This is a genomic window from Pseudoalteromonas sp. SCSIO 43101, from assembly GCF_023650775.1.
GTDB lineage: Bacteria > Pseudomonadota > Gammaproteobacteria > Enterobacterales > Alteromonadaceae > Pseudoalteromonas > Pseudoalteromonas apostichopi.
This window is the reverse complement of the sequence record NZ_CP072674.1, coordinates 66,123-91,766: the sequence shown is the minus strand read 5'-3', so window position 1 is coordinate 91,766 and position 25,644 is coordinate 66,123. Positions and strand designations below refer to the sequence as shown.

Below are 25,644 nucleotides of genomic sequence, written 5' to 3'. Positions count from 1 at the left end.
GGTGAATAATCAAGTTCAACAGGCCGATGTTGTTATTATTGGTGCTGGCCCTTCAGGAGCCGTGGCTGCCAGTTTACTGGTGAAAAAAGGTTGGCATGTGGTGGTGTTAGAGCAGCAAACCTTTCCTCGTTTTTCGATTGGTGAAAGTTTATTACCCCAGTGCATGAGCTTTTTAGAAGAAGCAGGCCTTGAGCAAACGGTGCAAGCACAGGCACAATCACGTGGATTTCAGTTTAAAAATGGTGCTGCGTTTCAGCGTCGGGGCGACCACACAACGATCGATTTTACCGAAAAATTTAGCGAAGGCCCTGGCACGACTTTTCAGGTAAAACGTGCGGACTTTGATAAATGCTTAGCCGATGGTGCCATGCAGCAGGGGGCTGAAATACGTTACCAGCATAGCGTGTTTGCGTACACCGATTGTGAAGATGGCGCTTTACTTGATGTTACAGATGAAAACCAGCAACGCTATCAAATTAAAGGGCGTTTTGTACTTGATGCCAGTGGTTTTGGCAGAGTATTACCTCGCTTACTTGATTTAGAGTCAGCATCAAATTTCCCTGTACGCTGGGCTTTTTTCAGCCATTTTAAAGATAATATTAGCGATCCCCAGTTTGACCGTGAAAAAATCTTAATTAATGTTCATCCAGAGCATAAAGATATTTGGTATTGGTTGATTCCATTTAGTGATGGTACGGCAAGCATTGGTGTAGTTGGTAAACCAGAGCAGCTTGAGGATAAACAACCACTCGCTGGCTTAAATGAATTTATCGAGCAAGACAGCTATTTAAGTGAGTTATTAGCCAATCGTGAAGCAATTGGCGAAGCGCGTGCTATCAAAGGCTATTCTGCTAATGTGTCGAGCTTGTATGGTGAGCATTTTGCACTACTTGGTAATGCTGGTGAGTTTTTAGATCCGGTGTTTTCATCTGGGGTGACGATTGCATTAAAATCAGCGTCATTGGTTTCTCCTTTAGTTGATAGCTACTTACGTGGGGAGCAAGTTGATTTCAAAAACGATTACAGTGAGCCTTTGCAACAAGGGGTTAATTGCTTTAGAACCTACGTCAGTGCTTGGTATGATGGCTCATTTCAAGACGTGATTTTTTACAGTGAGAAAAACCAACAAATTCGCGAGATGATCAGTGCTATTCTTGCAGGCTATGCCTGGGATTTACAAAACCCATTTGTAAAGCAAAGCAACAAACGCTTAAATACGTTGGTTGAATTATGTCGCGATTAACACGCTCTTTGCTTTTAAGTTTGAGCATATTAGTGGCTAGTTGTGCCAGTGAATTTGCTGTAAAAACGGGCGTTGATTTAGCGCCAAATGCAGGAATTTATTTGCTTGATCCACCGCCGTCATTAGTTGCTGATAATTGGCAGCAAGTACTTGAAGTACGCCATGGTGATGAGCAGTATACGTTACTAGCGCAGCTGAGTTTAAACAGTGAAACGGGTATTAACTTGGCTGTTATGACAGCTCAAGGTATGCCTATTTTTCAATTAGAGAAAGCGCCACTTGGGCCAATTAAAAGCGAAAAAATGCTCCCAATCAACGCTGTTGATCCTCGTTATATTCTCGCTGATATCATGCTTGTGCACTGGCCGGTTACTGTGCTGAACTCGCAACTTTATGGCTTGAACCTAGTTGAACAAGGAACGACGCGACGTTTATATCAGGGTGAGCAGTTAATTAGTGAAATTCGCTATTTAGACGGTGCAACAGAACTTGTAAACTATCAGCGAAATTACAAAATTAAATTTCAAAGGGTTAATTGATTATGCCATTTTGGCTTAACGACTTAGGTATTGTTAGTGCATTGGGGGTTGGTCACCAACAGACAATGCAAAGTATCAGCTTACAACCTAAACAAACACTCACAGAGGTGACGTCGCTTGCATTTGAGCAGCGTCCAACCTTTGTCGGCTTGGTTAATGAGTTGCCATTAACAGCGTCAATGCGATTTTATCAGCTAATCGATTTAGCGCTGGCGCAAATTGCAGACACATTAGCAAGCATAAACATTCCGAGCAGCCGTATTGCAGTGGTTATTGGTACTAGTACTGCAGCCATTCAAGAAGGTGAAAGAGGCCGAAAATCCCATGCGGCGCAGGGAAAGTGGCCAGAGGGATTTGATTATTACGACCAAGCGCTCGTCGCTCCGGCCAATTACATTGCCAAAAAGCTCGCTGCAAACGGGCCCTGTTATAGTATTTCAACTGCGTGTAGTTCAAGTGCCAAGGCGCTTATTAGTGCTCGCGCCTTACTTAGTGCCGATTTAGCCGATGTGGTGATTTGTGGTGGCGTAGATAGTTTATGCCAACTCACTATCAATGGTTTTGATTCGTTATCTTCTATCAGTGATGAAATTTGTAAGCCATTTAGCGCTGACAGAGCAGGCATTAATATTGGTGAAGCCGCAGCGTTATTTGTTATGAGTAAAGAGCAGCATACAAAACAAAGTATCGCCTTTTTAGGTGGTGGTGAAAGCTCTGATGCCCATCATATTTCAGCTCCGATTGCTGATGGTTCTGGTGCAATCGCTGCTATGACAATGGCGTTACAAGACGCGAATTTAAGGCCATCAGATATCGACTACATAAATGCTCATGGGACAGCAACGCCGCAAAATGATGCAATGGAATCTTTGGCAATCAGTGAAGTGTTTGGCAAAGATACCAAGGTGAGCTCCTCTAAACATTTAACCGGGCATACTTTAGGAGCCGCCGGTGCTTTAGAGGCTGGGTTATGTTGGTTATACCTAGCTTATCCAGAGTTTAATGATTTAGTGTGGAATCAGGTTACTGAGGATGACTCTTTAGCTGAAATTGGCTTAATAACGCAGTCAGAAAAAGCAGAAATTAATCACTGTTTATCAAATTCATTTGCCTTTGGTGGCAATAATGTCAGTGTAGTATTAGGACATCTAAATGAATCACTATAAAATTGAGCAAGTAGTCCCTCACAGAAAACCAATGATTTTGCTCAATCGTCTCAGTAATTACAGCGAAGAGTCAGGTTGCTGCGAAGTTGATATTAGTTCACACAGCCCGTTTTATGACGAGAGCTTAAATGGAGTTGCTAGTTATATTGGCTGTGAATATATGGCGCAAACTATCGCGGCCTACGCTGGTGCGCTGGCAAAGGACAAAGGGGATGAAGTTCAAATTGGCTTTTTAATTGGTACGCGCAAATATAAAACCTATGCCCCGGTATTTAAAAACGAGCAGACGCTTAAAGTATCGGTCACAAAATTATATCAAGAAGAATCAGGGTTGAGTGTATTTGAGTGTCAAATTCACAGCGATGAAACATGCTTAGCAGAAGCTAAAATTAATGTGTTTCAACCACAGGACCCAATGCAGTTTATAAGAGAAAATCAATGACAAAACGTATTTTAGTAACAGGCTCAAGCCGCGGAATAGGCAAAGCAATCGCTCTTAGATTAGCTAACGATGGCTTTGATATCGCTGTTCATTGTCGCAGTGGTGTGGCTGAAGCAGAGCAAACCTGTCAAGAAATTAGTGTCCTTGGTCGCCACGCAAGCTTATTGCAATTTGATGTGTGCGACAGAGAGCTTGCTAAACAACAAATTGAAGCAGATATCGCTGAGCATGGTGCTTATTACGGCGTGATTTGTAATGCTGGTATCACTAATGATATGGCGTTTCCAGCAATGCAAGGTGATGACTGGGATAAGGTGATCCGTACCGGCCTTGATGGTTTTTACAATGTGGTTCATCCAACCGTGATGCCAATGGTGCAAGGTCGTAAAGGTGGACGTATAGTAACTATGGCATCAGTGTCAGGGATTGCTGGTAATCGCGGGCAGGTAAACTACAGTGCAGCGAAAGCGGGCATAATTGGTGCGACAAAAGCGCTTTCGCTCGAGCTTGCTAAGCGTAAGATTACCGTTAATTGTGTGGCACCTGGATTAATCGAAACCGAAATGACAGACGATTTACCAGTTGATGAAATGCTAAAAATGATCCCATTAAAACGTATGGGCTCAGTTAGTGAAGTGGCTGGCACGGTGTCATTTTTATGCTCAGATGACGCCGCGTATATCACACGCCAAGTTATTTCTGTGAATGGCGGTATGGTGTAATGAAGCGCGTTGTTGTTACAGGCATGTCTGCTATCACCGCATTAGGTGATACATGGGGCGAATTTAAATCAGCTTTGCAAAAAGGTGAAAATGCCGTTCAGTACATGACTGACTGGGATGTTGCGCCAGAATTAAACACTCGATTAGCCGCACCTGTTACTCATTTTAGTAAACCAAGCCACTACAAACGCAAACAAGTTCGCTCAATGGGGCGCGTTGCTATGATGTCGACGCGAACCACAGAGCTTGCTTTAGAAGAAGCTGGTCTGCTCGAACACCCAAGTCTAACCGATGGTTCAACAGGTATTGCCTTTGGTTCGTCAACGGGGTCAACGCCACCATTATTGGCTTTTGCGAAAATGATGGAAACTGGTGAAATGACTGGCGTAACGGCAACTAGTTACATCCAAATGATGGCACATACGGCGCCTGTGAATGTAGGGGTCTTTTTCGGTTTAAAAGGCCGAGTGATCACCACTAGCTCAGCTTGTACATCAGGTTCTCAGGGGATAGGTTATGCCTACGAAGCCATTAAGTATGGCCGTCAAAAAGCCATGGTTGCTGGTGGTGCAGAAGAGTTGTGTATCACTGAAGCCGCGGTATTTGACACCTTATATGCTACAAGCACCAAAAACGATGCTGCGAAAAGCACGCCACGGCCATTTGATCAAAATCGTGACGGTCTCGTTATTGGTGAAGGCGCGGGCACACTCATTTTAGAAGAGTATGAACACGCTGTTGCCCGTGGAGCGACTATTTATGCTGAGTTAGTCGGTTTTGGTTGTAACTCAGATGGTCAACATGTCACGCAGCCCACTGCAGAAACAATGCAAGTAGCTATCGAAATGGCACTGAATGATGCACAGCTTACTGCTAGTCAGATTGGCTATGTAAATGCCCATGGTACTTCAACGGACCGTGGTGATATTGCGGAATCTCTGGCGACTTTCAATGCCCTTGGGAAGAAACCAATTAGCTCATTAAAAAGCTATTTAGGTCACACCTTAGGAGCGTGTGGTGCCATTGAAGCATGGGCAAGTATTAATATGATGAATGATGGTTGGTTTGCACCTACTATCAATTTAACTGATGTCGATGCAGAGTGCGCTGATTTAGATTATATCAAGGGTAATGGCCGTGAAATGCAAACAGATTACATCATGAGTAATAATTTTGCGTTTGGTGGCATCAATACGTCGTTAATCTTTAAAAAGTGGCAAGCATGATCAACCGCTGCATTTTAAGTATTTTATTTGTTCTAACTTTTAATGCTTATGCTGCAGAAGATAGTGCAGAAAAAGGTGCTGCAAAAATGGAGCTAGGCGCTGGCCTGTTTTATGCTGATATCCCACATTATTTGGGATCGGATGAAAGTGAGCACTACTTATTGCCTGTGCCTTATTTTCGTTATCAAAGCGATAAAATGGCCATCGACCGCAACAATTTCACTGGTTTTTTGTGGCAACAAGAAAATCTTCATTTAGATTTATCTGCCAATGTGGGGCTTGCGGTTGACAGTGAAGACAATAAAGCCCGAGAAGGTATGGATGATCTAGATTGGGTGTTTGAATTAGGGCCTTCACTTAATTACTACCTAATAGGTGAACCAAACGCTAAACAGCACTTGTATTTAAGCCTGTTTGCACGCAAAGCCATTGCAACGGATTTCTCTGGTATTGATGATATTGGTTGGCGTTATGGACCAAGTGTGTATTATCGAGTGCCGATCATCGAAAAGGCGGATTCACAATTTTCATTAGCGTTTCGTGGCAATATCAACTTTGCTACCGATAAATACCTTGATTACTACTATGGGGTGAGTGACTTACATAGCAATGAAACTCGCCAAGCATACTCAAGCCGTTCAGGTTTTTCTGGTGCTGATGTATCAATTGGGGTACATTTTGACACACCAAAGTATTGGTTAGGTGGTTTTGTTAAATATCATCACCTTGCTGACAGTCAACAAGATGCAAGCCCGCTAGTGAAGCAAGATTATAATGTTTCGGTCGGTTTTGGGGTTGCTTGGAAATTTTATAGAAGGAATTTTTAAATGAAATTATTTATCCTTACATGTGTTTTAGTTGCTTGTTTGTTTTCAGTAAAAAGTTTTGCACGTGATGATATACAAACCCTACCTATACAAGCATTACTTGCAACCAGTAAAGCGAAACAAGCACTGTTAGATATTCCACTTTACTTTGCTGATCAAAGTCATAACACCATTAAAACTAAGTATGGTGAAGTTATCACCAATAAGAAAACCAACGCGTTTAATAAAACGGACCGTGAAGCCTGTGAGTGGGTAATGCTTAGTGCTTTAAAAGCATTACAAGAGCGTGCTGTACGTGAAGGCATGAATGCGGTTGTAAATATTCAGTCGTACTACAAGAAACGTGAGTTTGTTAGCCAAACCGAATATCAATGTGGTGCGGGTACATTTATCGCAGGTGTGGCATTAAAAGGCACTTTAGTTAAGTTATAACTAACTAAAGTCATTTTTTTTCTGTATAATTTGCGACCCTTGATATGATGGCCGCAGGTTATACAGCATGAATTTTAAATCATTTAGTTTTTCTTCTGAGCTTTTACAGGCATTAGAAGAGCTTAATTTCGAAACGCTTACTCCCGTTCAACGTAGTGCAATTCCTGCGGTAAGAAAAGGCAAAGACGTACTTGTTAGTGCGCAAACAGGCACCGGTAAAACGGCTGCTTTTGCATTGCCTATTATTCAAAAGTTATCAGAATCTGCTGTTAGTGATAAGAATGCGCCAAGTGCCCTAGTGTTAGCGCCTACTCGTGAATTAGCAGAGCAAATAGCCAATAATTTTAAAGCGTTTGCCAAATACACGGAATTAAAAACTGTTTGTCTTTTTGGTGGGGTTAATCTTGCAGGCCAAGCTAATGACTTAAAAGCGGGTGTCGATATTGTAGTTGCAACACCTGGCCGCTTACTTGACCAACTTCGTTTGGGTAACATTAGCTTAGCTAAAGTGAATCATTTAGTGCTTGATGAGGCTGACCGCATGCTAGACATGGGGTTTATCAGCGATATGCAAAATGTTATCAATGGCTGTGATGAAGCGCGTCAAATCTTACTGTTCTCTGCAACTTTTCCAGCTGCAATTAAACAGTTTGCAAGTAAAGTTTTAAAGCAGCCTGAAGTCATTCATGTAGATCAAACAAACAGTACTGCAGAAACAGTGCAACACGTTGTTTATCCAGTTGAAGAACGTCGTAAGCAAGAGCTTTTATCTGAATTGATTGGTAAGAAAAATTGGCAGCAGGTACTTGTTTTCGTAAACATGAAAGAAACCGCTGATGAGCTTGTCAAAGAGCTGAATCTTGATGGTATTCCTGCAGTTGTTTGTCATGGCGATAAAACACAAGGTAATCGCCGCCGTGCTTTACGTGAATTTAAAGAAGGTAAAGTTCGCGTACTGGTAGCCACTGAAGTAGCTGCCCGTGGTATTGATATTGAAGGTTTACCACGTGTGATTAACATCGACCTACCTTGGCTTGCAGAAGACTACGTTCACCGTATCGGCCGTACAGGTCGTGCGGGTAAGCCGGGTCAAGCAATTTCGTTTGTGAGCCGTGAAGAAGAAAACACGTTATTCGATATCGAAAAGTTAATTGGTCAGCGTATTAAGCGTATTGTTTTACCTGGTTACGAAGTAAGTAACCGTGATGTATTGATTGATAAAATAGTTAAAAAGCCATCACATTTACGCCGCAGTCGCACAAACAAGCCTTCAGGTCAGGCAACTGGCGAGGCTCGTGCGAAAAACCGTTCACGCATCGCAAATGTTCGCAAATCTTTGAAAGGCAATAAACTAAGCCTTAAAAAGTAATAAATTTTCTACAAAAAGCCCCATTGCTGTTTGGTAATGGGGCTTTTTTTGGCTCTATATATAGTACGAACGGAGTATTTTGTTAATTTTTATGGTGTTAAATGCAGAATTAGATTAACAAATGTACCATGCTGAATTACAATCGCTTTGAAATCAGTCAAGTAGCGTTTCTAACGCGTCAGTGTCTAAATGGATGTTTATGCAGTACTTAAAAAGAATTATAAAAAAAATAATCACCCCTACTTTTTTGCTTGGTGTTGTCTGTGTGCCTTTTTATGCCAATGCCTATGATAAAGCGCAATTCTCCCTTGCCCATATAAAAGAGTCCATCAGCGTTGACGGTGTAATGGATGAACCGCATTGGCAAGAAGCCACAAAAGTGTCATTAAAATATCAAAATGAACCAACCGAAAAAGGCACACCGCTTGTACAAACTGATGCCTATATGTATGAAGATGGTAAATACTTGTATGTTGGCTTTATTGCAAAAGATGATGACCCTTCACAAATTCGTGCTGCACTTCGTGACCGCGACACGCTTTGGCAAGATGACAATGTTGCCTTGATGATTGATACGTTCAACGATGAACGAACTGGTTATGAGTTTTATGTAAATCCACTAGGTGCGCAAGGGGATATGCGCATGACGGATATTGACGATTGGGTGGAAGACCCATCGTGGGATGCCATTTGGGATAGTGCAGGGCAAATTAATAACGATGGCTATGTGGTTGAAATGCGTATTCCGTTCACTGCTCTTCGCTTTCCAAAAGATCAAGCTGAGTTAACGTGGAGTTTTGCTGTATGGCGTAATTACCCGCGTGATGTATTTTATCAAATGTCGAATGTTGGTTTTGACAGAGATGTAAAATGTAGCTTTTGTCAGTTTGATAAACTAACAGGCTTTGCCAACATGACTGAAAGCCAAAACATTCAGCTTACGCCAACTTTAACTGCGCTTCGCCATGATACCAAAGACGCAGTGCCTGGTGATTGGCAAAATGGCGATATTGATACTGAAGCGGGCTTGGACTTACGTTGGGGTGTGACGCAAGATGCGGTTATTAATGCCACCATTAACCCTGACTTTTCGCAGGTCGAGGCCGATCCACTTGAACTTGATGTAAATACTACTTACTCAATTTACTACGCTGAAAAGCGTCCATTCTTTTTAGATGGCGCCTCTTATTTTAATACCAGCCAACTAGAGCTTTTATATACGCGAATGATTGCTGAACCTGATGTAGGTTTAAAATTAACAGGTAAAACCGGCGCGCACAGCTACGGCTTTATGTACGCTGACGATCAGAACACTAGTGTATTACTTCCGACGAATCAAGGTTCTGGCTTTGCTAATCTGGCAGATAAAACTCAAGCCGTAGCAGGGCGCTATCAGTTTGATATTGGCCAAAAAGGCACAATTGGTGTGATGAGCACTCACCGTGAAAATGATGATTATCATAATACGGTGTTATCTTTAGATGGCAGCTACTGGTTTAATCAATCAGATAGTTTGCAGTATCAAGTAGCAAGCACAGATACCACTAACTCAGAATTTTTAGTTGATTATTATGGCGTTGATAAAAATCAATCAGATCAAGCTTATGCTATTGAATTTACTAGAACTAAGCGTGATTACGAAGTTTATGCTAATTACGAAAATATAGGTAAAGAATACCGCTCAGACTTAGGTTACCAAGCTAAAGTTGATTACGAGCAAATACAATTAGGTGGTGGGCAAACCTGGTACCGTGATGCTGATGATGCAATCACTGAGTACAGCTATAATGCTGAATGGGATAAAACTTGGGCGCAAAATGGCGACTTACTTGAAGAAGAATATGATGGCTTTTTTACCTTTAAAGGTAAGATGCAATCGCAAACAGAAATTGGCTTTATCCATCGTAATGAATTTTATGCCGGTGAGTTTTTTAATCAAAACATAGGCTATATCTACGGTGGTTTTAGACCCATCCGCGATGTCCGTTTCTTATTATATGCTCAATATGGCAGCAAAAATTGACTACAGTAATGCAGCTCTAGGTACAATGGTCCGCATTGAACCTGAGATGACGTGGGATATTAACGATCATTGGCAGGTGCAACTAGAGCACAGCTACAGCTACCTAGATAACGAGCAAAATGAGCGTGTTTATACTGCTAACTTAACGGATCTACGCGTTTATTATAAATTTAATATGCGTTCAATGCTGAAACTCGTTTTGCAGTTTGAAGATGTCGATCGAAACAACGAAGCTTATCGATTTGATGTAAGCCAAACTAACCGCGATTATGGTAGTCAGTTAGTGTATTCGTACAAGATTAACTCACAAACACTGTTTTATTTAGGGTATTCAGATAAAGGATACCAAGACGATTCGTTGGAAGGTCTTGAGCGTGATCAACGCACCTTCTTCACTAAGCTAAGCTATGCATGGCAGCTATAGCTGAAGCAATATAATAAAAACTTGGTCAGCTTATGGCTGACCAACTTCTTCGTTTTACCTTAGTTCTTACCACCCCTTCAAGGCTTTTTAAGCCCCACTGCTTACCAATCTCGACAGCTTCATCAATTGGCTTTTTTAAGGTTATGGCATTGTATAGCGCAACGAGAGCGCCAACACGGTTGCTGCTAGCACAGTGAAGTAAGGTGGTTTGTTGTTGATGCTCATTGAGTAAGGCCTGAAGCTTAGTGGCATTTTCAATCGTAATATCAGCTTTAGATTGCACAGGAATATGGTAATAGTTCATGCCAAGCTCAGTCACTAATTCTTGCTCAGACCAATTTGTTTCGTTATCACCACGTAGGTTAATGATGTTCTCAACACCGAGTTGTTTTAACTTGGCAAAATCGGTTTGATTGGGCTGCCCTGAGGTTAATACATGCTCAGACTGGGCCTTTAGATTTAGAATATCCAGTTGTGTAGCGGTCGTTTGTGCTGCCGATACTGAAAAAGACAGTAAAGTAGCGCACGCTAATAATATGAAGCTCTTCATGTTATTCCTTCTATTAAGTTTAATTTTTGCGGTAAACGGTTTTACCACGGCTAATGGTTTCTAACACTTGTAAGTTATGAAGCTCTTCAGGCTTTATTTTCAACGGATTATTATCAAGGATAATTAAATCAGCTTGCATCCCTTGTTTTAATTGCCCTTTTGAGGTCTCTTCAAAGTGTTGATACGCCGGCCATGTCGTCATTGCTTGTAGTGCAGTATACACAGAAACACGTTGTTCAGGACCTAATACTTTATCTGTACGGGTCGTGCGGTTAACCGTTGCATCTAATACCCTTAGTGCATTTGGTAGAGCCACTGGCGCATCATGATGGGTGCTAAACATTAATCCTTGCTTGCGAACCGCATGAGTGGGTGAAATAAAATCGGCACGGGGGTGACCAAGTACCGAATTTACATGCCAGTCGCCCCAATAAAAGGTATGCATTGGGAAGAGCGATGGAAATATGCCCAACTCTTTAAGGCGATTTACCTGATCTTGACGAATTGTCTGACCATGAATAAGTACAGGGCGTCTGTCTTTTTTACCAAGCTTGTTATTGGCATTTTCAACAGCATCTAAAAATTGCTCAACGGCGGCATCACCATTTGCATGTGTCATCACTTGCCAACCATTGGCAAAGGCCGTTTCTACATATTGATAAGCTTGTTCATCATTAAAAGTAGGGTAGCCTGCATAACCTTGCTCTTGGCCTTCAGGTGCTTTTAAGTATGGATGAGATAACCAAGCAGTTTTCCCTTGCGGTGAGCCATCAAAGTTAAGTTTTACACCCCCAATGCGAAAATGATTTGTGTAGTGTTTACTGTTATAGGTTGAGTCCATAAAACTGCTGCTGGTGGCCATATCAGCATACGCAACCACATCAATCACGAATTTATCAGCCTTTGATGCTCTTACCATCGAATCATAGGCTTCTTGAGTTGCTCGGCCTTCTTGCGCTGTGGTGTAGCCGTATTTTGTGTAGAGCTTTTGTCCTTCTTGTAGCATTAAATCTTGTAAGTCAGGATCAAACGACTGCATGAGTTTAAACAGTAAACCAAAGTGTGCGTTTTCTTCGAGCACCCCATTAGGTTCTTGTGAGTTCGCCATACGACGAATTAGCCCACCTTTAGGGTTTTCTGTGTTTTCGTCGATGCCAGCCAGAGTTAAAGCTTTACTGTTTGCAACACTTAAGTGCCCCGAGGTATGAATGATGATCACTGGCTTTTCGGTGCTAACGCGGTCTAAGTCCATTTTAGTCGGGTATCTATCAAGCTCAGCATCATCGTAACCAAAGCCTAAGATAGCGCCGGTTTTTTCAATAAATGTGGTGTAATCAGGGTTATTTTGTGCGGCTGTAAGCATATTAACGATTTGCTCAACACTATTGGCATCACCATCTGGGCTAGGTAATACATTGGCTACCATGGCTTGCAAACCAACACCGTAGACATGGCTATGACCATCTACAAAGCCTGGCATCAAGGTTTTTCCTTGTAAATCAATCAGCTTTGTTTTGCCAAATTTAAACTCAAGGGCTTTAGTTTTATCACCCACAAAGATGATTTTGTCACCTTGGGTAGCGATTGCTTGTGCATATTCTGGTTCATCGCCAGTCATTGTAAGAATATCGCCACCATAATAAATGGTATCTGCAGCACTCACTTGCAGAGGTAGCGTTTTAGCTGTTTGTTCAGGGCGATTATCGCAAGCCGTTAAGGCAAGTAATGAACAAGCGATTGCGAGGTGATGTTTCATTTAAATCTTCCATGAATTTTAATTATGTCAAAGAATATAGTCTGTTTAAAAATTTTGTCTTTAAAAAATAGACTTAAATTTCATTAAAGTACAAGACTATAGCTGCACCATCGAGGCTACTACCGTTGTGAATGTTGATACCAATGCCAAAGTTGTCAAACCATGACGTCCACTTTCTACTGTCCCATAAAAAGCCGATACCATATTCATAAAAGTGATCTGTAGAAAATGCAATACGACCATCACCACCTAAATCAATTCGCTGTCCTTTAATATAAAAAGCTTGCTCAAAAAGGCCTATTTTAAACATGTTAAACTTAGCTTTAATTCCATTGAGTGTACGCCAAGTTTCAGGAGCTGCATTACTCATTCCGTCAGGGTGAGACAAGGCCCAGCCATAATAGTAATTAAAGTTAAGTTTGTATTCGTAATAGCCCCAGTGCCTTGGCAGGCGATAAATCATGGTCGCATTTGGATTTAGTACTAGTGCATTACTATTTAGGTTGGTGTAAAGATTATCAGCTAAAGGCTGTATATTACGTCTAGATTCGGGCGAGTTGTACTCGTAATCATTGTTGTAATGTAAGTAGTGACTGTTAAAGCCAAGTTGATATGACCATTTAGATCCAAAGCGCTTTCTCTGTATTAACACCGATCATGCTGTTATACACCGTTTCTGAAATATAGTCGTCAGCGACATTGTCATACAGTGAGATAAAATCTGATTGATTTAAATAGCTGACTCTACCGGTCAAACTTAGTTTGTGCTGATAAATTGGCTCATCAAGCTGCCATGTATAAGGAATGCTGTAGAGTTTGAGTTTTTTTCTAAGTGCGATACTGTCTTCATCTTTACTAGCATGTTGCGAGTTAAAACAATGTTTGCGGATCAAAATCACCAAACCCCAAGGTAATACTGTCACCATCAGTTAAAACTAAGGAGGTTGCAAATGCAGTTTCGAGTTGCTTAGTTGGGCTGGCATATAAATTAAATGTACTTAAAGCTTGTAGTAATATCCACAGCTTAAATAATAGTTTCATGCAAAATAATAATGAAAATTAATATGTTAATAATAGAAGTAAAGTTAGATTGCGACAACAGCAGGTACAAAAAAACCAAGCTTTATGAAAGCTTGGCTTTTTTACACCTCTTTGAGAAGAGATTAAGGCTGGTAATAAATCGGTGATTCAGGGCCAACTGGGAAGCCCAGAACAAATACCCACAAGTAGAATAACGCTACCCAACCAACAAAGAAGATCATACTGTAAGGCAGCATGGTCGCAACCAGTGTGCCAATACCCATGTCTTTCTTATATTTAGTTGCTACAGCCAGTATCAAGCCAAAGTAGCTCATCATTGGTGTGATGAGGTTAGTAACCGAGTCACCAATTCGATATGCAGCTTGAATGGTTTCTGGCGCGTAGCCTATTAGCATTAACATTGGTACGAAGATAGGTGCAGTTACCGCCCACTGTGCGGATGAAGAACCCAAGCTTAAGTTAACCAATGCACACATTAAAATGAATAGCACGAATACTTCAGGACCAGTTAGGTTCAGTGTTTGTAAAAGAGCGGCGCCGTTAATAGCTAAAATTGTGCCTAGGTTAGTCCATTTAAAAAAAAGCAACAAATTGCGCGGCAAAGAAAACCAGCACAATGTACATACCCATTGAGCTCATACTTTTGCTCATGGCATCAATGACATCTTTATCGTTCTTCATAGTGCCAACAACGCGACCGTAAACAAAGCCCGGAATACCGAAAGTCACAAAGATAAATACCACAATGCCTTTTAAAAATGGCGAGTGTGCAACAAGGCCTGTTTCTGGGTTACGTAAAATGCCGTCTTCAGGAACAATTGTCCAAGCAAGTAATAATGACACCACTAACAGTGAAACACCCGCCCACTTAAGGCCTGACTTTTCTTTATCGGTTAGGCCAGCAATGTCATTCTTTGGCAAATCATTGCTTGCTTCTTCAGGGTTGTACTTGCCAAGGCGTGGTTCAACGATTTTTTCTGTAACGAAAGTGCCTAAAATGGCAATTAAAAATACAGAGATCATCATGAAATACCAGTTTGCTTCTGCGCCAACTTGGTAATTTGGATCAATCATTTGTGCTGCAGGTGTTGTGATACCTGCAAGTAGCGGGTCAATGGTGCCTAGCAATAGGTTGGCACTGTAACCACCTGAAACACCAGCAAATGCGGCAGCAAGACCGGCAAGTGGGTGACGACCAAGGCTGTGGAATATCATCGCTGCTAATGGAATAAGTACCACGTAGCCAAGCTCTGACGCCGTATTTGATAAAATCGCAGCAAACACCACCATAAAAGTAACGAGCCTTTTAGATGCGCCCATCACCATGCCACGCATAGCAGCTGAGAGTAAACCTGAGTGCTCTGCGACACTTACGCCTAATAAAGCAACCAGTACCGTGCCAAGTGGTGCGAAACTGGTGAAGTTGGTAACAAGACCGGTAACGATACGCTGGAGGCCTTCTGCACTAAGTAGGCTGACAACTTCAATGACACCATCAGGGTCGCGACCCGCAGCGCCTTCCGGACGTGGGTCGATAGCACTTAATCCAAACCAATCGGCGATGCCGCTAAAAACAATAATAGCAACGCAGAACATTGCAAATAATGTGATAGGGTGGGGTAGCATGTTACCCAAAAATTCAACGGTGGCTAAAAATCGGTTAAACAACCCATTATTGCCACCCTCATGGGTATTGTGAGAGTTTATAGTTTTTGACATGTCCAGTTTCTCGTTATTTCAAAATGGCGCTAACCTAGCATTTTTTACCGGACAGATCATGTTTTAGCGGTGGGCAAAGCTAATAGGTACGTTCCAATACGCCCTTGTATAGCAAGGGATAGCGGCGCAAACGTTTACCAATGTAATCATCGGCTAGAATTTGCGCACAGATTTGGTCTACATCGTTACTTGCTTCAAACACCCAGTCAAATCGCTCAATAGCAAGCAGAAAACCACGTTTGAGGAACTGTTGTTCTCGATAGTAGCTAAGATTATCGCGGATGATATCTAACTTATCAGGGTTATTTTTAAGTTCATTAATAACTTGGTTGATAAACGCTTGCTGTTGCTTTGACTCAGTTTTTACCCGTCGTTTCATTATCTATTTATGGTTCCTGCTCTGCGATATATAGCACTTTCTTTAAAAAGTCTTCTTTGTTTTTTTCATGTTGGTAGTCAAGGTGGTAGGTATTGTGAAAACCAAAGCGAAGTAACACACCACTGCCTTTAAGATATACGGTATAACCATCGATATCGGAAAAAGCACAAATACCTTCGTATAGCTTCCCATCTTCATGATCTTCACCGTGTTGAATGATTTTCTCATATACAGAAAGAATTAATTTACCGTCTAGCTCATTTTTCATGATGACTCCTTTTTTGTGCAATACGTTTCATATCTATAAAAAGTTTAGTGCTATTTTTAATGTTTTGAGTGTTTCTAACCTCTACTTTGCGATAAATCATTAAATCTGCATTTAGCCAGCAGATGTCGAAAATTTACAATATTTTGGCTTACATTACGCTTACGCTTGGTTTTATTTAAGGAACGCACTATGAAATATAAGTTTTTCCTCATGATATTGCTGACAGGCTTGATGCTTGTAAGCCAAAGAATATCAGCGAATACAGACACGCTTATTTTAGAAAATGAAGCAGGGCAAATCGTCAAATTTGAAAGTTTCTTAGGCAAAAAACCAGTTTATTTAAAGTTTTGGGCAACTTGGTGCAAGCCATGTATGGAGCAGATGCCGCATTTTCAGCATGCTTACGAACAATATGGCGATAAAATTCAATTTGTGGCGATAAATATCGACCTCAATGATGATGCACACTCTGTTGCTAAGGTTAAAGAACGTTTTTCACTTAGCATGCCATTATTTACTGATCTCACAGCTCAGGTTGCTAAACACTATGAATTTATGGGTACCCCTTTTCATGTGCTAATTGATAGCGATGAAAAAGTGATTTTTCAAGGTCACGAAGCTGATAAAGCGCTTGATAACACGTTACGTTTGTTATCACACAATGGCAAAGTTGAAAAAGCGCGGCTACTTGGTGAAAAGCAAAGTGAAGCAACGCCTTTGGTTATTCCGAATAAAGGCAAAAAAGTAGTGCTTTTCACCGCAACGTGGTGTGATTGGTACTTGGCCGACACTCGCCCTGCTATGGCAAAGCAGTGCGTATTAGCACAGCAACATGTTAATAAGTTGGCGGAGCAAGGGGATTGATGTCGAGGTTAAAGTAAGTCAGTTGTGGACCGATCAAACTGCAGTGCGAGAATATGTTGATAAATTCTCTGCAACCATGCCCGTTTCAATCGATTATGGTAATGATTTATTTATCAAAAATGACATTAATTCGGTACCAAATCTGCTTATATACAGCGATGGAAAATTAGTTTCTAAGCAGGCTAAATTTTAGCTAAAAACTGATTAATTTTGCTTTGTAATTATGTAAATTTAGCCTATGCTCTAGGCTCATTTTTTAGTGAGCCTAGAGCATGATTGATAAGGCATTATTAGCAAAAACACGCGAATTATCAGACCGATTAATTGCATTGCAAACACCCATTCGTATCCTTGATGCAATCAATTGGGATAAACAAATCAAAGAAGAGTTTTTTAAGCACAAATGCCAGAAAAACCCTACGATTGATCAAGCCTATTACCAACAGCGTGACCTTGGTTTTGTACCAAGCGAATTGCGCCGAGGTTTTTCTGATTTAAATCGCGATATCATCAGCCAATTAGGGCAGTTAAATCCAATCGCCCAATACATGAGCAAGATGTGTACTGAATATAAAACCGTACTCAGTATGATTGAGTATCGTGGTACCCCGGAGTTTCATGATCTATCTGTTGAGTTGTTTGGTCATCCTAAAGATTTATTTCATGCTGGAGAGCCTTCACTTTCTGAGCTTGCAACCATGCTTGAGCAGCCGCTAAAGAGTATGCTTGATGCCGATATATTGCCTGATGATCCAAAAAATATAGATGCCGAAGATGCAGTTAAAATTCTCGCATCACAAGTGTCTCAAACGATGCCAGGTATCGATGTTGAGGTCATTCTTAGTGACGGTATTGTCAGTGATGCTGCAGCTGGTGCAAATAATATAAAACTTAATCAAGATGTTAAGTTTTCCCAGCGTGAGCTTGATATTCTAGAAGTGCATGAAGGCTGGATCCATGTAGGTACGACCCAAAATGGCTTAGCACAGCCTTATTTAACCTGTTTGAGTAAAGGCACACCTAGCTCTACGGTCACCCAAGAAGGGCTTGCTGTGTTGACCGAAATTATTACCTTAAAATCGACGCCTCGACGTTTAGCAAAATTAGTTAATCGTATTCAAGGTATTACGAAAGTCATTGATGGTGCTGAGTTTGTTGATATCTATCGCGACTATATAGCTCAAGGTTTAAGTAAAGACGACAGCTATACACTCACTCAACGCGTGTTTAGAGGAAGTACAGCAACGGGATTACCTTTTACCAAAGATATCGCCTATATCAAAGGTTTCGTTTTAGTGTATAACCTTATTCGTGTGGCAATACAATTAGGTCGCATTGATCAATTGCACTTATTATTGGTCGGTAAAATCTCAATTGATGATTTTAGATTGATATCACAGTTACATGATTTAGGTGTCATTGAAGATCCTAAATTTATTCCACCACACTTTAAAGACTTACGAGGCTTAGCAACTTGGTTGAGCTTTGGTCGTTTTATTGGCAACTTGTCGTTTGAACAGTTAGAAAACGATTACAAACCACTCTTTCTTTAAACAAATACACAAAAAAAATGCAGCTGGAATGAGCAGCTGCATTTTCAGTTTTAAAGCATGTTGCCTTACATGCTTTTAGTCGAGGAAACGATTAACCAGTAAGTGCGTCAACCTGCACTACATCATTGAGAATGATAACGTTTGCACGCTTGAAGAAGTTAAAATCTGTCGCGGTTGCTAATGTGTAAGCACCCATCATACGACTGATAATTAAATCACCATTGTCTAATTTTGGTAGCATGATTGACTCACTCACTACGTCGATACTGTCGCAAGTAGGGCCTGCTAATACTGATTCTACGCGCTCGTTTGATTGTTTTAACGACTCTATTGGGTATGATGCTTCATCAAATAATAAACCACTGAATGAGCCATAAATACCATCATCTAAGTAGTACCACGGCTTACCTTCACGAACTGCTTGGCCCATTACCGATGCAACACTAGTTACAGCACTTGCAACAATAAAACGACCCGGTTCTGCAATCACGCGAACTGTCTCTGGTAACAGTGCTAACGCCTCATTAATTGGCGCACAAAATTCATCAATTGGCAGCACGTCTTTGCTGTATGGCACTGGGAAACCACCACCAATATCAAGTGTACTAAGCGCTGGTAATCCTAAGTCAGCTACTTCATTCATTACTTGGTTGCATGCAGCTATTGCTGTTACGTATTTAGCTGGGCTCGCTGTTTGTGAACCAACATGGAACGACAAACCTTTTATGCGAATACCTAATTGTTGCGCGTAAGTAATGATTTCGATGGCCATTGCTGGGCTGCAACCAAACTTTTTCGATAAGTCAGCGAATGACTCTGCATTACGAAAGCTTAAGCGCACAAGTAATTCAACTTGATCTTTGTAAGCAATGAACTTTTCTAATTCATTGATGTTATCAACCACAAATACGTTACAACCGTATTCAAGTGCATCACGGATATCACGATCACGCTTTATAGGGTGTGTGTGAATAGTGCGATCACTTGGCACGCCTTGACTTGCTACTAAGTCAACTTCACCGCTCGTTGCTAAATCAAAGCTTGCACCTTCTTCTAAAAGAGTGCGAACAACCGCCGCCAGAGGAAGTGGCTTTAGTGCAAAGTGTAAAACAACACCTGGTAAAGCACGGCTTAATGCACGGTATTGATGACGAACAGATTCACAATCAAGCACCATTAGAGGTGCGCCATGTTGTGTAACTAATTGTTCAAGAAGTTGGATTGATGGTTGTGCAATTGACTCATTAGCAGCAACCGCAGCTGCAGGTACTTTGATTGTTAAATCTTGTGTTAGTGTAGAAATAGCCATTTTACTCTCCGGCAATTAAGCAACAGCTCGGGAAAATGGGAGTCCGAGTCAGTTGAGTGTCATTAAACGCACTTATTGTTATGTGCAATCAAATTCACTCTTGGATAGTTGCTCTATCGCCTTGCTACAAACAGTGTTTGTAATGTACTCGGATTGGCTATCATCAAGAAGCGGCGAGATAATATATCTGCTTTTTTTATTGTGCAAGCTTTTTTTTAGGAAATTCATGAAGCGAAAATAAATCAATTAACTGTTGTTTTTAAATGATATTTTGTATCTTCTTTTATAAACATTAAGCATTGCTTCGAGATCAGCTGACAGGTTATTGGCTTTATGAATGGCGTACAGATATTCCGCCATAGGTGGCGTCATCATGTATGTATTCATTAATCTAATAGCATGTATGCCCTCAGCCGTTTTACTGCATGTGAAATAGCCATTAGTAAACTCAGGATACTCACTAATTGGACGAGAACTTACCAGCTTTAATTGATCTTCGCTCAAGTGAGCATATAGAGACTCAGGATATGCGACGATAAAGTCAATACGTTGATTTAAAAGTAGCTTACTTAATTGCAGAAATGGATTTTCACCATAGATATTAGCAATTTTTGAGCGATATTTTTCAAAAGATGAATCTAATTGTTGATAGCTCGAGGAACCAATAATTCCGAAAATATACTTCTCTTTTAAAAGAGAGGTAACAGAAACAGGGGAAGGAAGATTGTCTATATTTGATTTTAACCCGAAAAGCTGTCTTTGCATGTGCATAAAAGTGGGTACTTTTGAAAACAGCATGTGCTCAGCTCGTTCAGCTGACTTTATTGCATTGAAAGTACAGCTAGGCTCTTTGCTTGAAAGACGCTTAATTAATCGAGCATGATTCGTAAATTGTACACTTAGATGAAATTCATCGCCTAAAGCAGGTTTGATAACTTTAAGAAAATGCTCGTTGATGTTTCTTTTATCAAACTCATTTGCAAAATAGGAGTGGGATAGGATGGTTAGTTTGCGCTTCTCACTTGCTTTAGTATCAGTACTAAAAAATGTTATGGCAAAAAATGAAACAAGAATAAATGCCCAAGCCATTTGTTGAAGGAATTGATTTGTCTGACTGTTAAACCTTGGTGTCTTCATATGGCTCGGGTATTGATTAAAAACTTAATTATCGAGCATTGGTGCTCTCAAATATTTTATCAGCTGATGCAGCAACAAAGCCGGTGTATAGCTCGCCATCTGGTTTTGCATAACGCAGAGCGAATTCATAGAAACAGCTAGGTACAGCCACAACGCCATCACTAAATTCAACTTCACTGTCATCAGCAAGTGTTGAAGATTGCTCAAGTAAAACTTCTGGTGAACCTTTAATTTCACCACCAGATGTATTTAATGCAAAACCTGCATCTTTAAGTGCCTGGTTTACGCTTTCGATGTCATCAAATTTAGCAAGCTCATTGATGCTTACTGTAAAGTGATTAGCACGGTAGCCCCACGCCGACATCCACGCTGCATACTCACTCTCTTCTAATAGCTTTTTGTAAGTTTCTGAACTTACTTGCCAATGCGTACCTGAATAGAGGAAATTATCCGCAGTTACATCGCTTTCGTCAATCTGTGAAACCATATCATTTACGATAGCTTGTAATTCTTCTGAACATTGCTCAACAAGTAGTTCAGAGATAAATACTTTAGGTTGTTTTGGATCAGAATGTTCAAAGTGCTTAGCGTACAATTTCTTTGCCTCAAAATGGTACTCGCCGCATTCTTTATAACCAACTGCTAAAAAGTGCGCAGCTAGCTTTTCTAAACCGATTTTTTCATGATTAAAAGTGCGTAGAGCGATGTGATCGTTAATCACGTCATCTTTTTGAGTAGAGCCTAATAGCTCATGTACTTTTACTGCCGAAGGCGTAACTGATAAATAGTTTTCCCATAGGTTTTCAAATAGGGCGTTTACATCTGTGTGCATGTTTAATTCCTTCAATTAAGGCGGGAAGCCGCCAATCAATTATTCAATAATTAAGCCCGGCGCAAGGGTCTGTGGTAAGTTAACTTTTTCGGCTTCAACAGAAGCAACAGGGTACGCACAGTAATCAGCAGCATAATAAGCGCTCGCTCTGTGGTTACCACTGGCACCAATACCACCAAACGGTGCAGCGCTTGATGCGCCTGTAATTGGTCGGTTCCAGTTAACGATACCGGCACGAATACGCTTTAAGAAATGTTGGTAGTCATTACTATCATCACTTAATAAACCAGCAGATAAACCAAATGAGGTGTTATTCGCTTCATTAATCGCGCTATCGAAATCTGTGTAGCGGTAAACCTTGATAAGAGGACCAAAGTGCTCTTCATCAGGCATATCTTCAACAGCTGTTACATCAATAATACCAGGGCTTACAAAACCTGTACCCGGTTCTAAATGCTTAAGCTCAACAAGAGAAGTCGCTCCCATATCAAGTAACTGTTGCTGAGCTGCAACCATACCTAATGCGGCTTTTTCGCTGATCATTGCACCCATAAATGGTTGATCTTCGCTGAAGCTGTCGGCTACTTTAATTTGTTTTGTTGCAGCAATTAATTTTTCTAAAATTGCATCGCCATTTGCCGAGTTCTCAATGAATAAACGACGAGAACAGGTACAACGTTGGCCAGAAGTAATGAAACCAGACTGAATAATATCGTGAACAGCCGCGCTTACATCAGCGACATCTTTTACGACTAGTGGGTTATTACCACCCATTTCCAGCGCTAAGATTTTACCTGGGTGACCTGCAAATTGCTTATGTAATAGATGGCCTGTATTAGAGCTACCAGTAAAGAATAAACCATCGATATCTTGATGAGATGCAAGTGCAATACCTGTGTCTACTTCACCTTGTACTAGGTTAATCACACCAGCAGGCAAACCTGCTTTTAGCCAAAGCTTTAAAGTGAACTCAGCAACATGAGGCGTTAGTTCTGATGGCTTAAATACAACTGTATTACCTGCTAAAATAGCAGGCACAATATGACCATTCGGTAAATGACCAGGGAAGTTGTATGGGCCAAATACTGCAACAACACCATGAGGCTTATGGCGTATAAATGCTTTAGCGCCCGGCATTGGGTTTTCTGTAGTGCCCGTACGTTCGTTATAGGCCCTGATTGAAATGGCAATTTTACCCGTCATTGCACCTACTTCGGTACGTGTTTCCCATAATGGCTTGCCTGTTTCACGGGCAATGATGGTTGCGAACTCTTCACTGTGCTCTTTTAGTTCAGCAGCAAAATTTTCAAGAATTACAATGCGCTGTTCAAGGGTCATATCAGCCCAGTCAAGCTGAGCATTACGGGCAGCTTTGATAGCATCGGCTACCTGTTCAGCCGTGGCTGTTTTACCTTGCCAAACAACCTCGCCATTACTTGGGTTGATTGAACTAAAATCATGACCAAGGCCTGCTTGCCATTGGTTATCGATAAGTTGAGTTGTTACACTCATTTTAAACTCCTTAAGTGGTTACAAACGGAAGAACCGTGCTGCATCCCCTTGTTTCAATTTAAGTGCATCTGCCACTTCTTGGCTGACGATTAACGTATGCTTAGCGTGGTTATAATGAGCATGTTTGGTGAATGTTGCTCTAAAGTCATTCACGCCCTGGTTGCAGATAGCTAATGTATCTGAGCTTTTCTCATTGATATGGGCAAGCTCACCAATGGTGATAGGGCAAACTTGTGACTCACGAACACTGCGAATATTGCCAAGTTTTGCTTCAACAGTTGGCCCTGCATCGAATAGGTCTACATAACCTCGGTGCTCAAACCCTTCTTTTTCTAGAAGTTTAAGCGCTGGCTTTGTTTTTTCATGGACCTTCCCAATCACAGCTTGTGCTTTTTTGCTCAGTAAGTTGGCATAGATAGGGTACTTAGGCATTAATTCGCTGATAAATACTTTATCGCCTAAACCAACTAAATGGTCTGCCTGTGGGAACTCAATGCTAAAAAAGTGCTCTTGTAACCATTGCCAGAACGGTGAGTGACCGTCTTCATCACTAACACCACGCATTTCTGCGATGATTGTGTCAGCAAAACGTTCACTGTGCTGCGCCATAAATAAGAAGCGCGAACGTGATAAAAAGCGACCCGTTAAACCTTTGCGGTTTTGCTCACGTAAGAACAAAGTACAAATTTCAGAGCAACCTGTATAGTCGTTACACATACTTAGAATATCAACGGTGTTATATACGTTGAGAGTGCGTGAATGGTGAACAGTTTTACCTAGATGGTAATGATACAAAGGAACTGACATACCCACAGCAGCTTCAATAGCCGTTGTACCTATAACTTCACCCGTTTCACTGTCTTCTAAAACAAATAAGTAGGTTTCGTCTTGTGGTTTATTAATGTCTTTTGCAAAACTGCGTTCCGCGCGTTCGATTTTTTCTTGTAGTAAATTGTCGTCAACCGGTAAAGAGGTAAAACCATGACCAGATTCAACAGCAATTTGTTTCAACGCAGCAAAATCATTTGCTGTTATAGGACGTAATACTTGCATTAAGTGCACTCCAATGGCGCATGCTTAAAGCATGCGCCAACTAGGATTAACCGTTTACAACGTCTGCAACCGCTTTTTCAAAGCGAGCTAAACCTTCTTTGATATCCTCTAATGGAATCACTAAAGACGGTGTAAAGCGAACAACATTTGTACCAGCAACAAGACTCATTAAACCATGTTTTGTGCTTGCTACTAGGAAGTCACGTGCACGGCCTTCAAATTTGCTGTTAAGAACCCCACCTAATAATAGACCTTTACCACGTACTTCACTAAACACGTCGTATTTTTCGTTGATTGCAGCAAAACCGTCACGTAAAAGTTGTTCACGCTCTTTAACACCTGCTAGTACTTCTGCTGTATTTACAGTATCAAAAGCAGCTTCTGCTACTGCACAAGCAAGTGGGTTACCACCGTAAGTAGAACCATGGGTACCCACTTTTAAATGCTCTGCAATGCTAGCCGTTGTAATCATTGCACCAATTGGGAAACCACCACCTAATGCTTTTGCTGTCGTAAGAATATCTGGCGTTACATCTAAACCTTGATATGCATATAAATCGCCTGTGCGGCCGACACCAGTTTGTACTTCATCAAAAATAAGTAATGCATTGTGCTTATCACATAACGCACGAACGCCTTTAACGAACTCGTTAGTTGGCGAAATAATACCGCCTTCACCTTGTAAAGGTTCCATCATAACGGCACAAGTGTTGTCACTGATAAGCGCTTCAAAAGCAGCTAAGTCATTATAGTCACAGTGATCGACTGCAGCTGGCTTAGGCCCGAAACCATCAGAGTAAGCCGCTTGGCCACCGACAGTAACAGTGAAGAATGTACGACCGTGGAAACCTTTGTTGAAGGCGATGATTTGATTCTTTTGCTCACCATGGACATCTAATGCCCAACGACGTGCTAGCTTTAATGCTGCTTCATTGGCTTCGGCACCTGAGTTTGCAAAATATACTTTATCTGCAAATGTTGCGTCTGTTAGCTTTTTAGCTAAACGCAATGCCGGCTCATTCGTCATAACGTTTGATAAGTGCCAAATTTTTTCGCCTTGCTCTTTAAGCGCATTGACAAGAGTCGGGTGACAATGGCCTAAACAATTAACAGCAATACCACCTGCAAAATCGATAAATTCTTTACCGTTTTGATCCCAAACACGTGAGCCTTCACCGCGAACAGGAATAACCTCTGATGGGTTGTAGTTTGGTACCATTACGTCGTTAAAAAGTTCTCTTGTTACTTGCATTTATTG

General features: G+C 41.2%; 25 protein-coding genes and 2 pseudogenes. 13 read left to right on the top strand and 14 right to left on the bottom strand.

The annotated features are described in order from the left end of the window. Position 1 precedes the first annotated feature (1 nt). The 10 genes and pseudogenes from J8Z25_RS17570 to J8Z25_RS17525 all read left to right on the top strand — a co-directional run bounded on the left by J8Z25_RS17570 (position 2) and on the right by J8Z25_RS17525 (position 10,413). Positions 2-1,243, top strand: coding sequence for an NAD(P)/FAD-dependent oxidoreductase (locus J8Z25_RS17570; protein WP_250662211.1), 1,242 nt, complete (start codon positions 2-4; stop codon positions 1,241-1,243). Then, complete coding sequence (locus tag J8Z25_RS17565; protein WP_250662210.1) at positions 1,231-1,782, top strand: DUF3261 domain-containing protein; 552 nt, start codon at positions 1,231-1,233, stop codon at positions 1,780-1,782. Before J8Z25_RS17570 ends, J8Z25_RS17565 begins: the two co-directional genes overlap by 13 nt. Positions 1,783-1,784: 2 nt before the next feature. Beyond that, on the top strand, positions 1,785-2,948 hold the full coding sequence (locus tag J8Z25_RS17560; RefSeq protein WP_250662209.1) for a beta-ketoacyl-ACP synthase: 1,164 nt from the start codon (positions 1,785-1,787) through the stop codon (positions 2,946-2,948). After that, positions 2,935-3,390, top strand: coding sequence for a hotdog family protein (locus J8Z25_RS17555; protein WP_130052709.1), 456 nt, complete (start codon positions 2,935-2,937; stop codon positions 3,388-3,390). The genes J8Z25_RS17560 and J8Z25_RS17555 overlap by 14 nt, the downstream gene beginning before the upstream one ends. Then, positions 3,387-4,112, top strand: a complete 726-nt coding sequence (gene fabG / locus J8Z25_RS17550) for a 3-oxoacyl-ACP reductase FabG (protein ID WP_250662208.1) — start codon at positions 3,387-3,389, stop codon at positions 4,110-4,112. The genes J8Z25_RS17555 and fabG overlap by 4 nt, the downstream gene beginning before the upstream one ends. Next, the gene (locus J8Z25_RS17545; protein WP_250662207.1) at positions 4,112-5,338 is read left to right on the top strand and encodes a beta-ketoacyl-ACP synthase; all 1,227 of its coding nucleotides are present in this window, start codon (positions 4,112-4,114) and stop codon (positions 5,336-5,338) included. The genes fabG and J8Z25_RS17545 overlap by 1 nt, the downstream gene beginning before the upstream one ends. Then, the gene (locus J8Z25_RS17540; RefSeq protein ID WP_130052706.1) at positions 5,335-6,165 is read left to right on the top strand and encodes a MipA/OmpV family protein; all 831 of its coding nucleotides are present in this window, start codon (positions 5,335-5,337) and stop codon (positions 6,163-6,165) included. The genes J8Z25_RS17545 and J8Z25_RS17540 overlap by 4 nt, the downstream gene beginning before the upstream one ends. After that, positions 6,166-6,597, top strand: coding sequence for an excinuclease ABC subunit A (locus J8Z25_RS17535; RefSeq protein ID WP_250662206.1), 432 nt, complete (start codon positions 6,166-6,168; stop codon positions 6,595-6,597). Between the two features lie 67 nt (positions 6,598-6,664). After that, positions 6,665-7,966, top strand: coding sequence for a DEAD/DEAH box helicase (locus tag J8Z25_RS17530; protein ID WP_250662205.1), 1,302 nt, complete (start codon positions 6,665-6,667; stop codon positions 7,964-7,966). Positions 7,967-8,165: 199 nt separating this feature from the next. Next, positions 8,166-10,413 (top strand): annotated as a pseudogene (locus tag J8Z25_RS17525) (carbohydrate binding family 9 domain-containing protein). Positions 10,414-10,438: 25 nt separating this feature from the next. On the opposite strand, the gene J8Z25_RS17520 reads toward J8Z25_RS17525, so the two are convergent. The 8 genes and pseudogenes from J8Z25_RS17520 to J8Z25_RS17485 all read right to left on the bottom strand — a co-directional run bounded on the left by J8Z25_RS17520 (position 10,439) and on the right by J8Z25_RS17485 (position 16,126). Further along, complete coding sequence (locus J8Z25_RS17520; protein ID WP_250662204.1) at positions 10,439-10,963, bottom strand: protein tyrosine phosphatase family protein; 525 nt, start codon at positions 10,961-10,963, stop codon at positions 10,439-10,441. Positions 10,964-10,982: 19 nt separating this feature from the next. After that, a complete protein-coding gene (locus J8Z25_RS17515; RefSeq protein WP_250662203.1) occupies positions 10,983-12,719 on the bottom strand; it encodes an amidohydrolase in 1,737 nt (578 codons plus the stop codon). A 73-nt stretch (positions 12,720-12,792) separates the two neighbouring features. After that, positions 12,793-13,371: a Solitary outer membrane autotransporter beta-barrel domain gene (locus tag J8Z25_RS17510; RefSeq protein WP_250662202.1), complete on the bottom strand. Its 579-nt coding sequence runs from the start codon at positions 13,369-13,371 to the stop codon at positions 12,793-12,795. Beyond that, a complete protein-coding gene (locus J8Z25_RS17505; protein WP_250662201.1) occupies positions 13,340-13,612 on the bottom strand; it encodes a Solitary outer membrane autotransporter beta-barrel domain in 273 nt (90 codons plus the stop codon). The genes J8Z25_RS17510 and J8Z25_RS17505 overlap by 32 nt, the downstream gene beginning before the upstream one ends. Then, the gene (locus J8Z25_RS17500) at positions 13,590-13,760 is read right to left on the bottom strand and encodes a Solitary outer membrane autotransporter beta-barrel domain (protein WP_250662200.1); all 171 of its coding nucleotides are present in this window, start codon (positions 13,758-13,760) and stop codon (positions 13,590-13,592) included. Before J8Z25_RS17500 ends, J8Z25_RS17505 begins: the two co-directional genes overlap by 23 nt. Positions 13,761-13,882: 122 nt before the next feature. Continuing rightward, a pseudogene (locus tag J8Z25_RS17495) lies at positions 13,883-15,479 on the bottom strand (AbgT family transporter). 79 nt (positions 15,480-15,558) lie between these two features. Continuing rightward, a complete protein-coding gene (locus J8Z25_RS17490; protein ID WP_130052697.1) occupies positions 15,559-15,858 on the bottom strand; it encodes a hypothetical protein in 300 nt (99 codons plus the stop codon). A gap of 7 nt (positions 15,859-15,865) precedes the next feature. Next, positions 15,866-16,126 (bottom strand): DUF3081 domain-containing protein, encoded by a 261-nt coding sequence (locus J8Z25_RS17485; RefSeq protein ID WP_130052696.1) that lies wholly within the window; start codon positions 16,124-16,126, stop codon positions 15,866-15,868. Between the two features lie 189 nt (positions 16,127-16,315). Between J8Z25_RS17485 and J8Z25_RS17480 the strand changes: the two genes are divergently transcribed. The 3 genes from J8Z25_RS17480 to J8Z25_RS17470 all read left to right on the top strand — a co-directional run bounded on the left by J8Z25_RS17480 (position 16,316) and on the right by J8Z25_RS17470 (position 18,543). After that, the gene (locus tag J8Z25_RS17480; RefSeq protein ID WP_250662199.1) at positions 16,316-16,990 is read left to right on the top strand and encodes a TlpA family protein disulfide reductase; all 675 of its coding nucleotides are present in this window, start codon (positions 16,316-16,318) and stop codon (positions 16,988-16,990) included. Further along, positions 16,959-17,183 (top strand): hypothetical protein, encoded by a 225-nt coding sequence (locus tag J8Z25_RS17475; protein ID WP_250662198.1) that lies wholly within the window; start codon positions 16,959-16,961, stop codon positions 17,181-17,183. The genes J8Z25_RS17480 and J8Z25_RS17475 overlap by 32 nt, the downstream gene beginning before the upstream one ends. A 79-nt stretch (positions 17,184-17,262) precedes the next feature. Next, entirely contained in the window at positions 17,263-18,543 is a 1,281-nt protein-coding gene (locus tag J8Z25_RS17470; protein WP_167657523.1) for a flavohemoglobin expression-modulating QEGLA motif protein, read from the top strand. Positions 18,544-18,634: 91 nt separating this feature from the next. Here J8Z25_RS17470 and J8Z25_RS17465 read toward each other — a convergent pair whose 3' ends face one another. From J8Z25_RS17465 to J8Z25_RS17440, 6 genes are all read right to left on the bottom strand, one after another. Beyond that, entirely contained in the window at positions 18,635-19,852 is a 1,218-nt protein-coding gene (locus tag J8Z25_RS17465; protein WP_250662197.1) for a type III PLP-dependent enzyme, read from the bottom strand. Between the two features lie 246 nt (positions 19,853-20,098). Continuing rightward, positions 20,099-20,941, bottom strand: coding sequence for a hypothetical protein (locus tag J8Z25_RS17460; RefSeq protein ID WP_250662196.1), 843 nt, complete (start codon positions 20,939-20,941; stop codon positions 20,099-20,101). A 76-nt stretch (positions 20,942-21,017) separates the two neighbouring features. Beyond that, the gene (locus tag J8Z25_RS17455) at positions 21,018-21,821 is read right to left on the bottom strand and encodes a DUF1338 domain-containing protein (RefSeq protein WP_130052691.1); all 804 of its coding nucleotides are present in this window, start codon (positions 21,819-21,821) and stop codon (positions 21,018-21,020) included. A 39-nt stretch (positions 21,822-21,860) separates the two neighbouring features. Continuing rightward, entirely contained in the window at positions 21,861-23,333 is a 1,473-nt protein-coding gene (gene astD, locus J8Z25_RS17450) for a succinylglutamate-semialdehyde dehydrogenase (RefSeq protein ID WP_130052690.1), read from the bottom strand. Between the two features lie 18 nt (positions 23,334-23,351). Next, positions 23,352-24,386 carry an arginine N-succinyltransferase gene (gene astA / locus J8Z25_RS17445; protein ID WP_130052689.1) on the bottom strand — a complete coding sequence of 345 codons (1,035 nt, stop codon included), beginning with the start codon at positions 24,384-24,386 and terminating at the stop codon, positions 23,352-23,354. A 46-nt stretch (positions 24,387-24,432) separates the two neighbouring features. Next, entirely contained in the window at positions 24,433-25,638 is a 1,206-nt protein-coding gene (locus J8Z25_RS17440) for an aspartate aminotransferase family protein (RefSeq protein ID WP_250662195.1), read from the bottom strand. Positions 25,639-25,644 lie beyond the last annotated feature (6 nt).

What these genes read in the sequence shown, in the direction of transcription:
- J8Z25_RS17555 (WP_130052709.1), top strand. Translation starts at nt 2,935, where the DNA reads ATGAATCACTATAAAATTGAGCAAGTAGTCCCTCACAGAAAACCAATG.
- J8Z25_RS17565 (WP_250662210.1), top strand. Translation starts at nt 1,231, where the DNA reads ATGTCGCGATTAACACGCTCTTTGCTTTTAAGTTTGAGCATATTAGTG.
- J8Z25_RS17535 (WP_250662206.1), top strand. Translation starts at nt 6,166, where the DNA reads ATGAAATTATTTATCCTTACATGTGTTTTAGTTGCTTGTTTGTTTTCA.
- J8Z25_RS17475 (WP_250662198.1), top strand. Translation starts at nt 16,959, where the DNA reads ATGTTAATAAGTTGGCGGAGCAAGGGGATTGATGTCGAGGTTAAAGTA.
- J8Z25_RS17480 (WP_250662199.1), top strand. Translation starts at nt 16,316, where the DNA reads ATGAAATATAAGTTTTTCCTCATGATATTGCTGACAGGCTTGATGCTT.
- J8Z25_RS17515 (WP_250662203.1), bottom strand. Translation starts at nt 12,719, where the DNA reads ATGAAACATCACCTCGCAATCGCTTGTTCATTACTTGCCTTAACGGCT.
- J8Z25_RS17440 (WP_250662195.1), bottom strand. Translation starts at nt 25,638, where the DNA reads ATGCAAGTAACAAGAGAACTTTTTAACGACGTAATGGTACCAAACTAC.
- J8Z25_RS17540 (WP_130052706.1), top strand. Translation starts at nt 5,335, where the DNA reads ATGATCAACCGCTGCATTTTAAGTATTTTATTTGTTCTAACTTTTAAT.
- J8Z25_RS17485 (WP_130052696.1), bottom strand. Translation starts at nt 16,126, where the DNA reads ATGAAAAATGAGCTAGACGGTAAATTAATTCTTTCTGTATATGAGAAA.
- J8Z25_RS17470 (WP_167657523.1), top strand. Translation starts at nt 17,263, where the DNA reads ATGATTGATAAGGCATTATTAGCAAAAACACGCGAATTATCAGACCGA.
- J8Z25_RS17530 (WP_250662205.1), top strand. Translation starts at nt 6,665, where the DNA reads ATGAATTTTAAATCATTTAGTTTTTCTTCTGAGCTTTTACAGGCATTA.
- fabG (WP_250662208.1), top strand. Translation starts at nt 3,387, where the DNA reads ATGACAAAACGTATTTTAGTAACAGGCTCAAGCCGCGGAATAGGCAAA.
- astA (WP_130052689.1), bottom strand. Translation starts at nt 24,386, where the DNA reads ATGCAAGTATTACGTCCTATAACAGCAAATGATTTTGCTGCGTTGAAA.
- J8Z25_RS17500 (WP_250662200.1), bottom strand. Translation starts at nt 13,760, where the DNA reads ATGAAACTATTATTTAAGCTGTGGATATTACTACAAGCTTTAAGTACA.
- J8Z25_RS17560 (WP_250662209.1), top strand. Translation starts at nt 1,785, where the DNA reads ATGCCATTTTGGCTTAACGACTTAGGTATTGTTAGTGCATTGGGGGTT.
- J8Z25_RS17455 (WP_130052691.1), bottom strand. Translation starts at nt 21,821, where the DNA reads ATGCACACAGATGTAAACGCCCTATTTGAAAACCTATGGGAAAACTAT.
- J8Z25_RS17460 (WP_250662196.1), bottom strand. Translation starts at nt 20,941, where the DNA reads ATGGCTTGGGCATTTATTCTTGTTTCATTTTTTGCCATAACATTTTTT.
- J8Z25_RS17545 (WP_250662207.1), top strand. Translation starts at nt 4,112, where the DNA reads ATGAAGCGCGTTGTTGTTACAGGCATGTCTGCTATCACCGCATTAGGT.
- J8Z25_RS17490 (WP_130052697.1), bottom strand. Translation starts at nt 15,858, where the DNA reads ATGAAACGACGGGTAAAAACTGAGTCAAAGCAACAGCAAGCGTTTATC.
- J8Z25_RS17520 (WP_250662204.1), bottom strand. Translation starts at nt 10,963, where the DNA reads ATGAAGAGCTTCATATTATTAGCGTGCGCTACTTTACTGTCTTTTTCA.
- astD (WP_130052690.1), bottom strand. Translation starts at nt 23,333, where the DNA reads ATGAGTGTAACAACTCAACTTATCGATAACCAATGGCAAGCAGGCCTT.
- J8Z25_RS17465 (WP_250662197.1), bottom strand. Translation starts at nt 19,852, where the DNA reads ATGGCTATTTCTACACTAACACAAGATTTAACAATCAAAGTACCTGCA.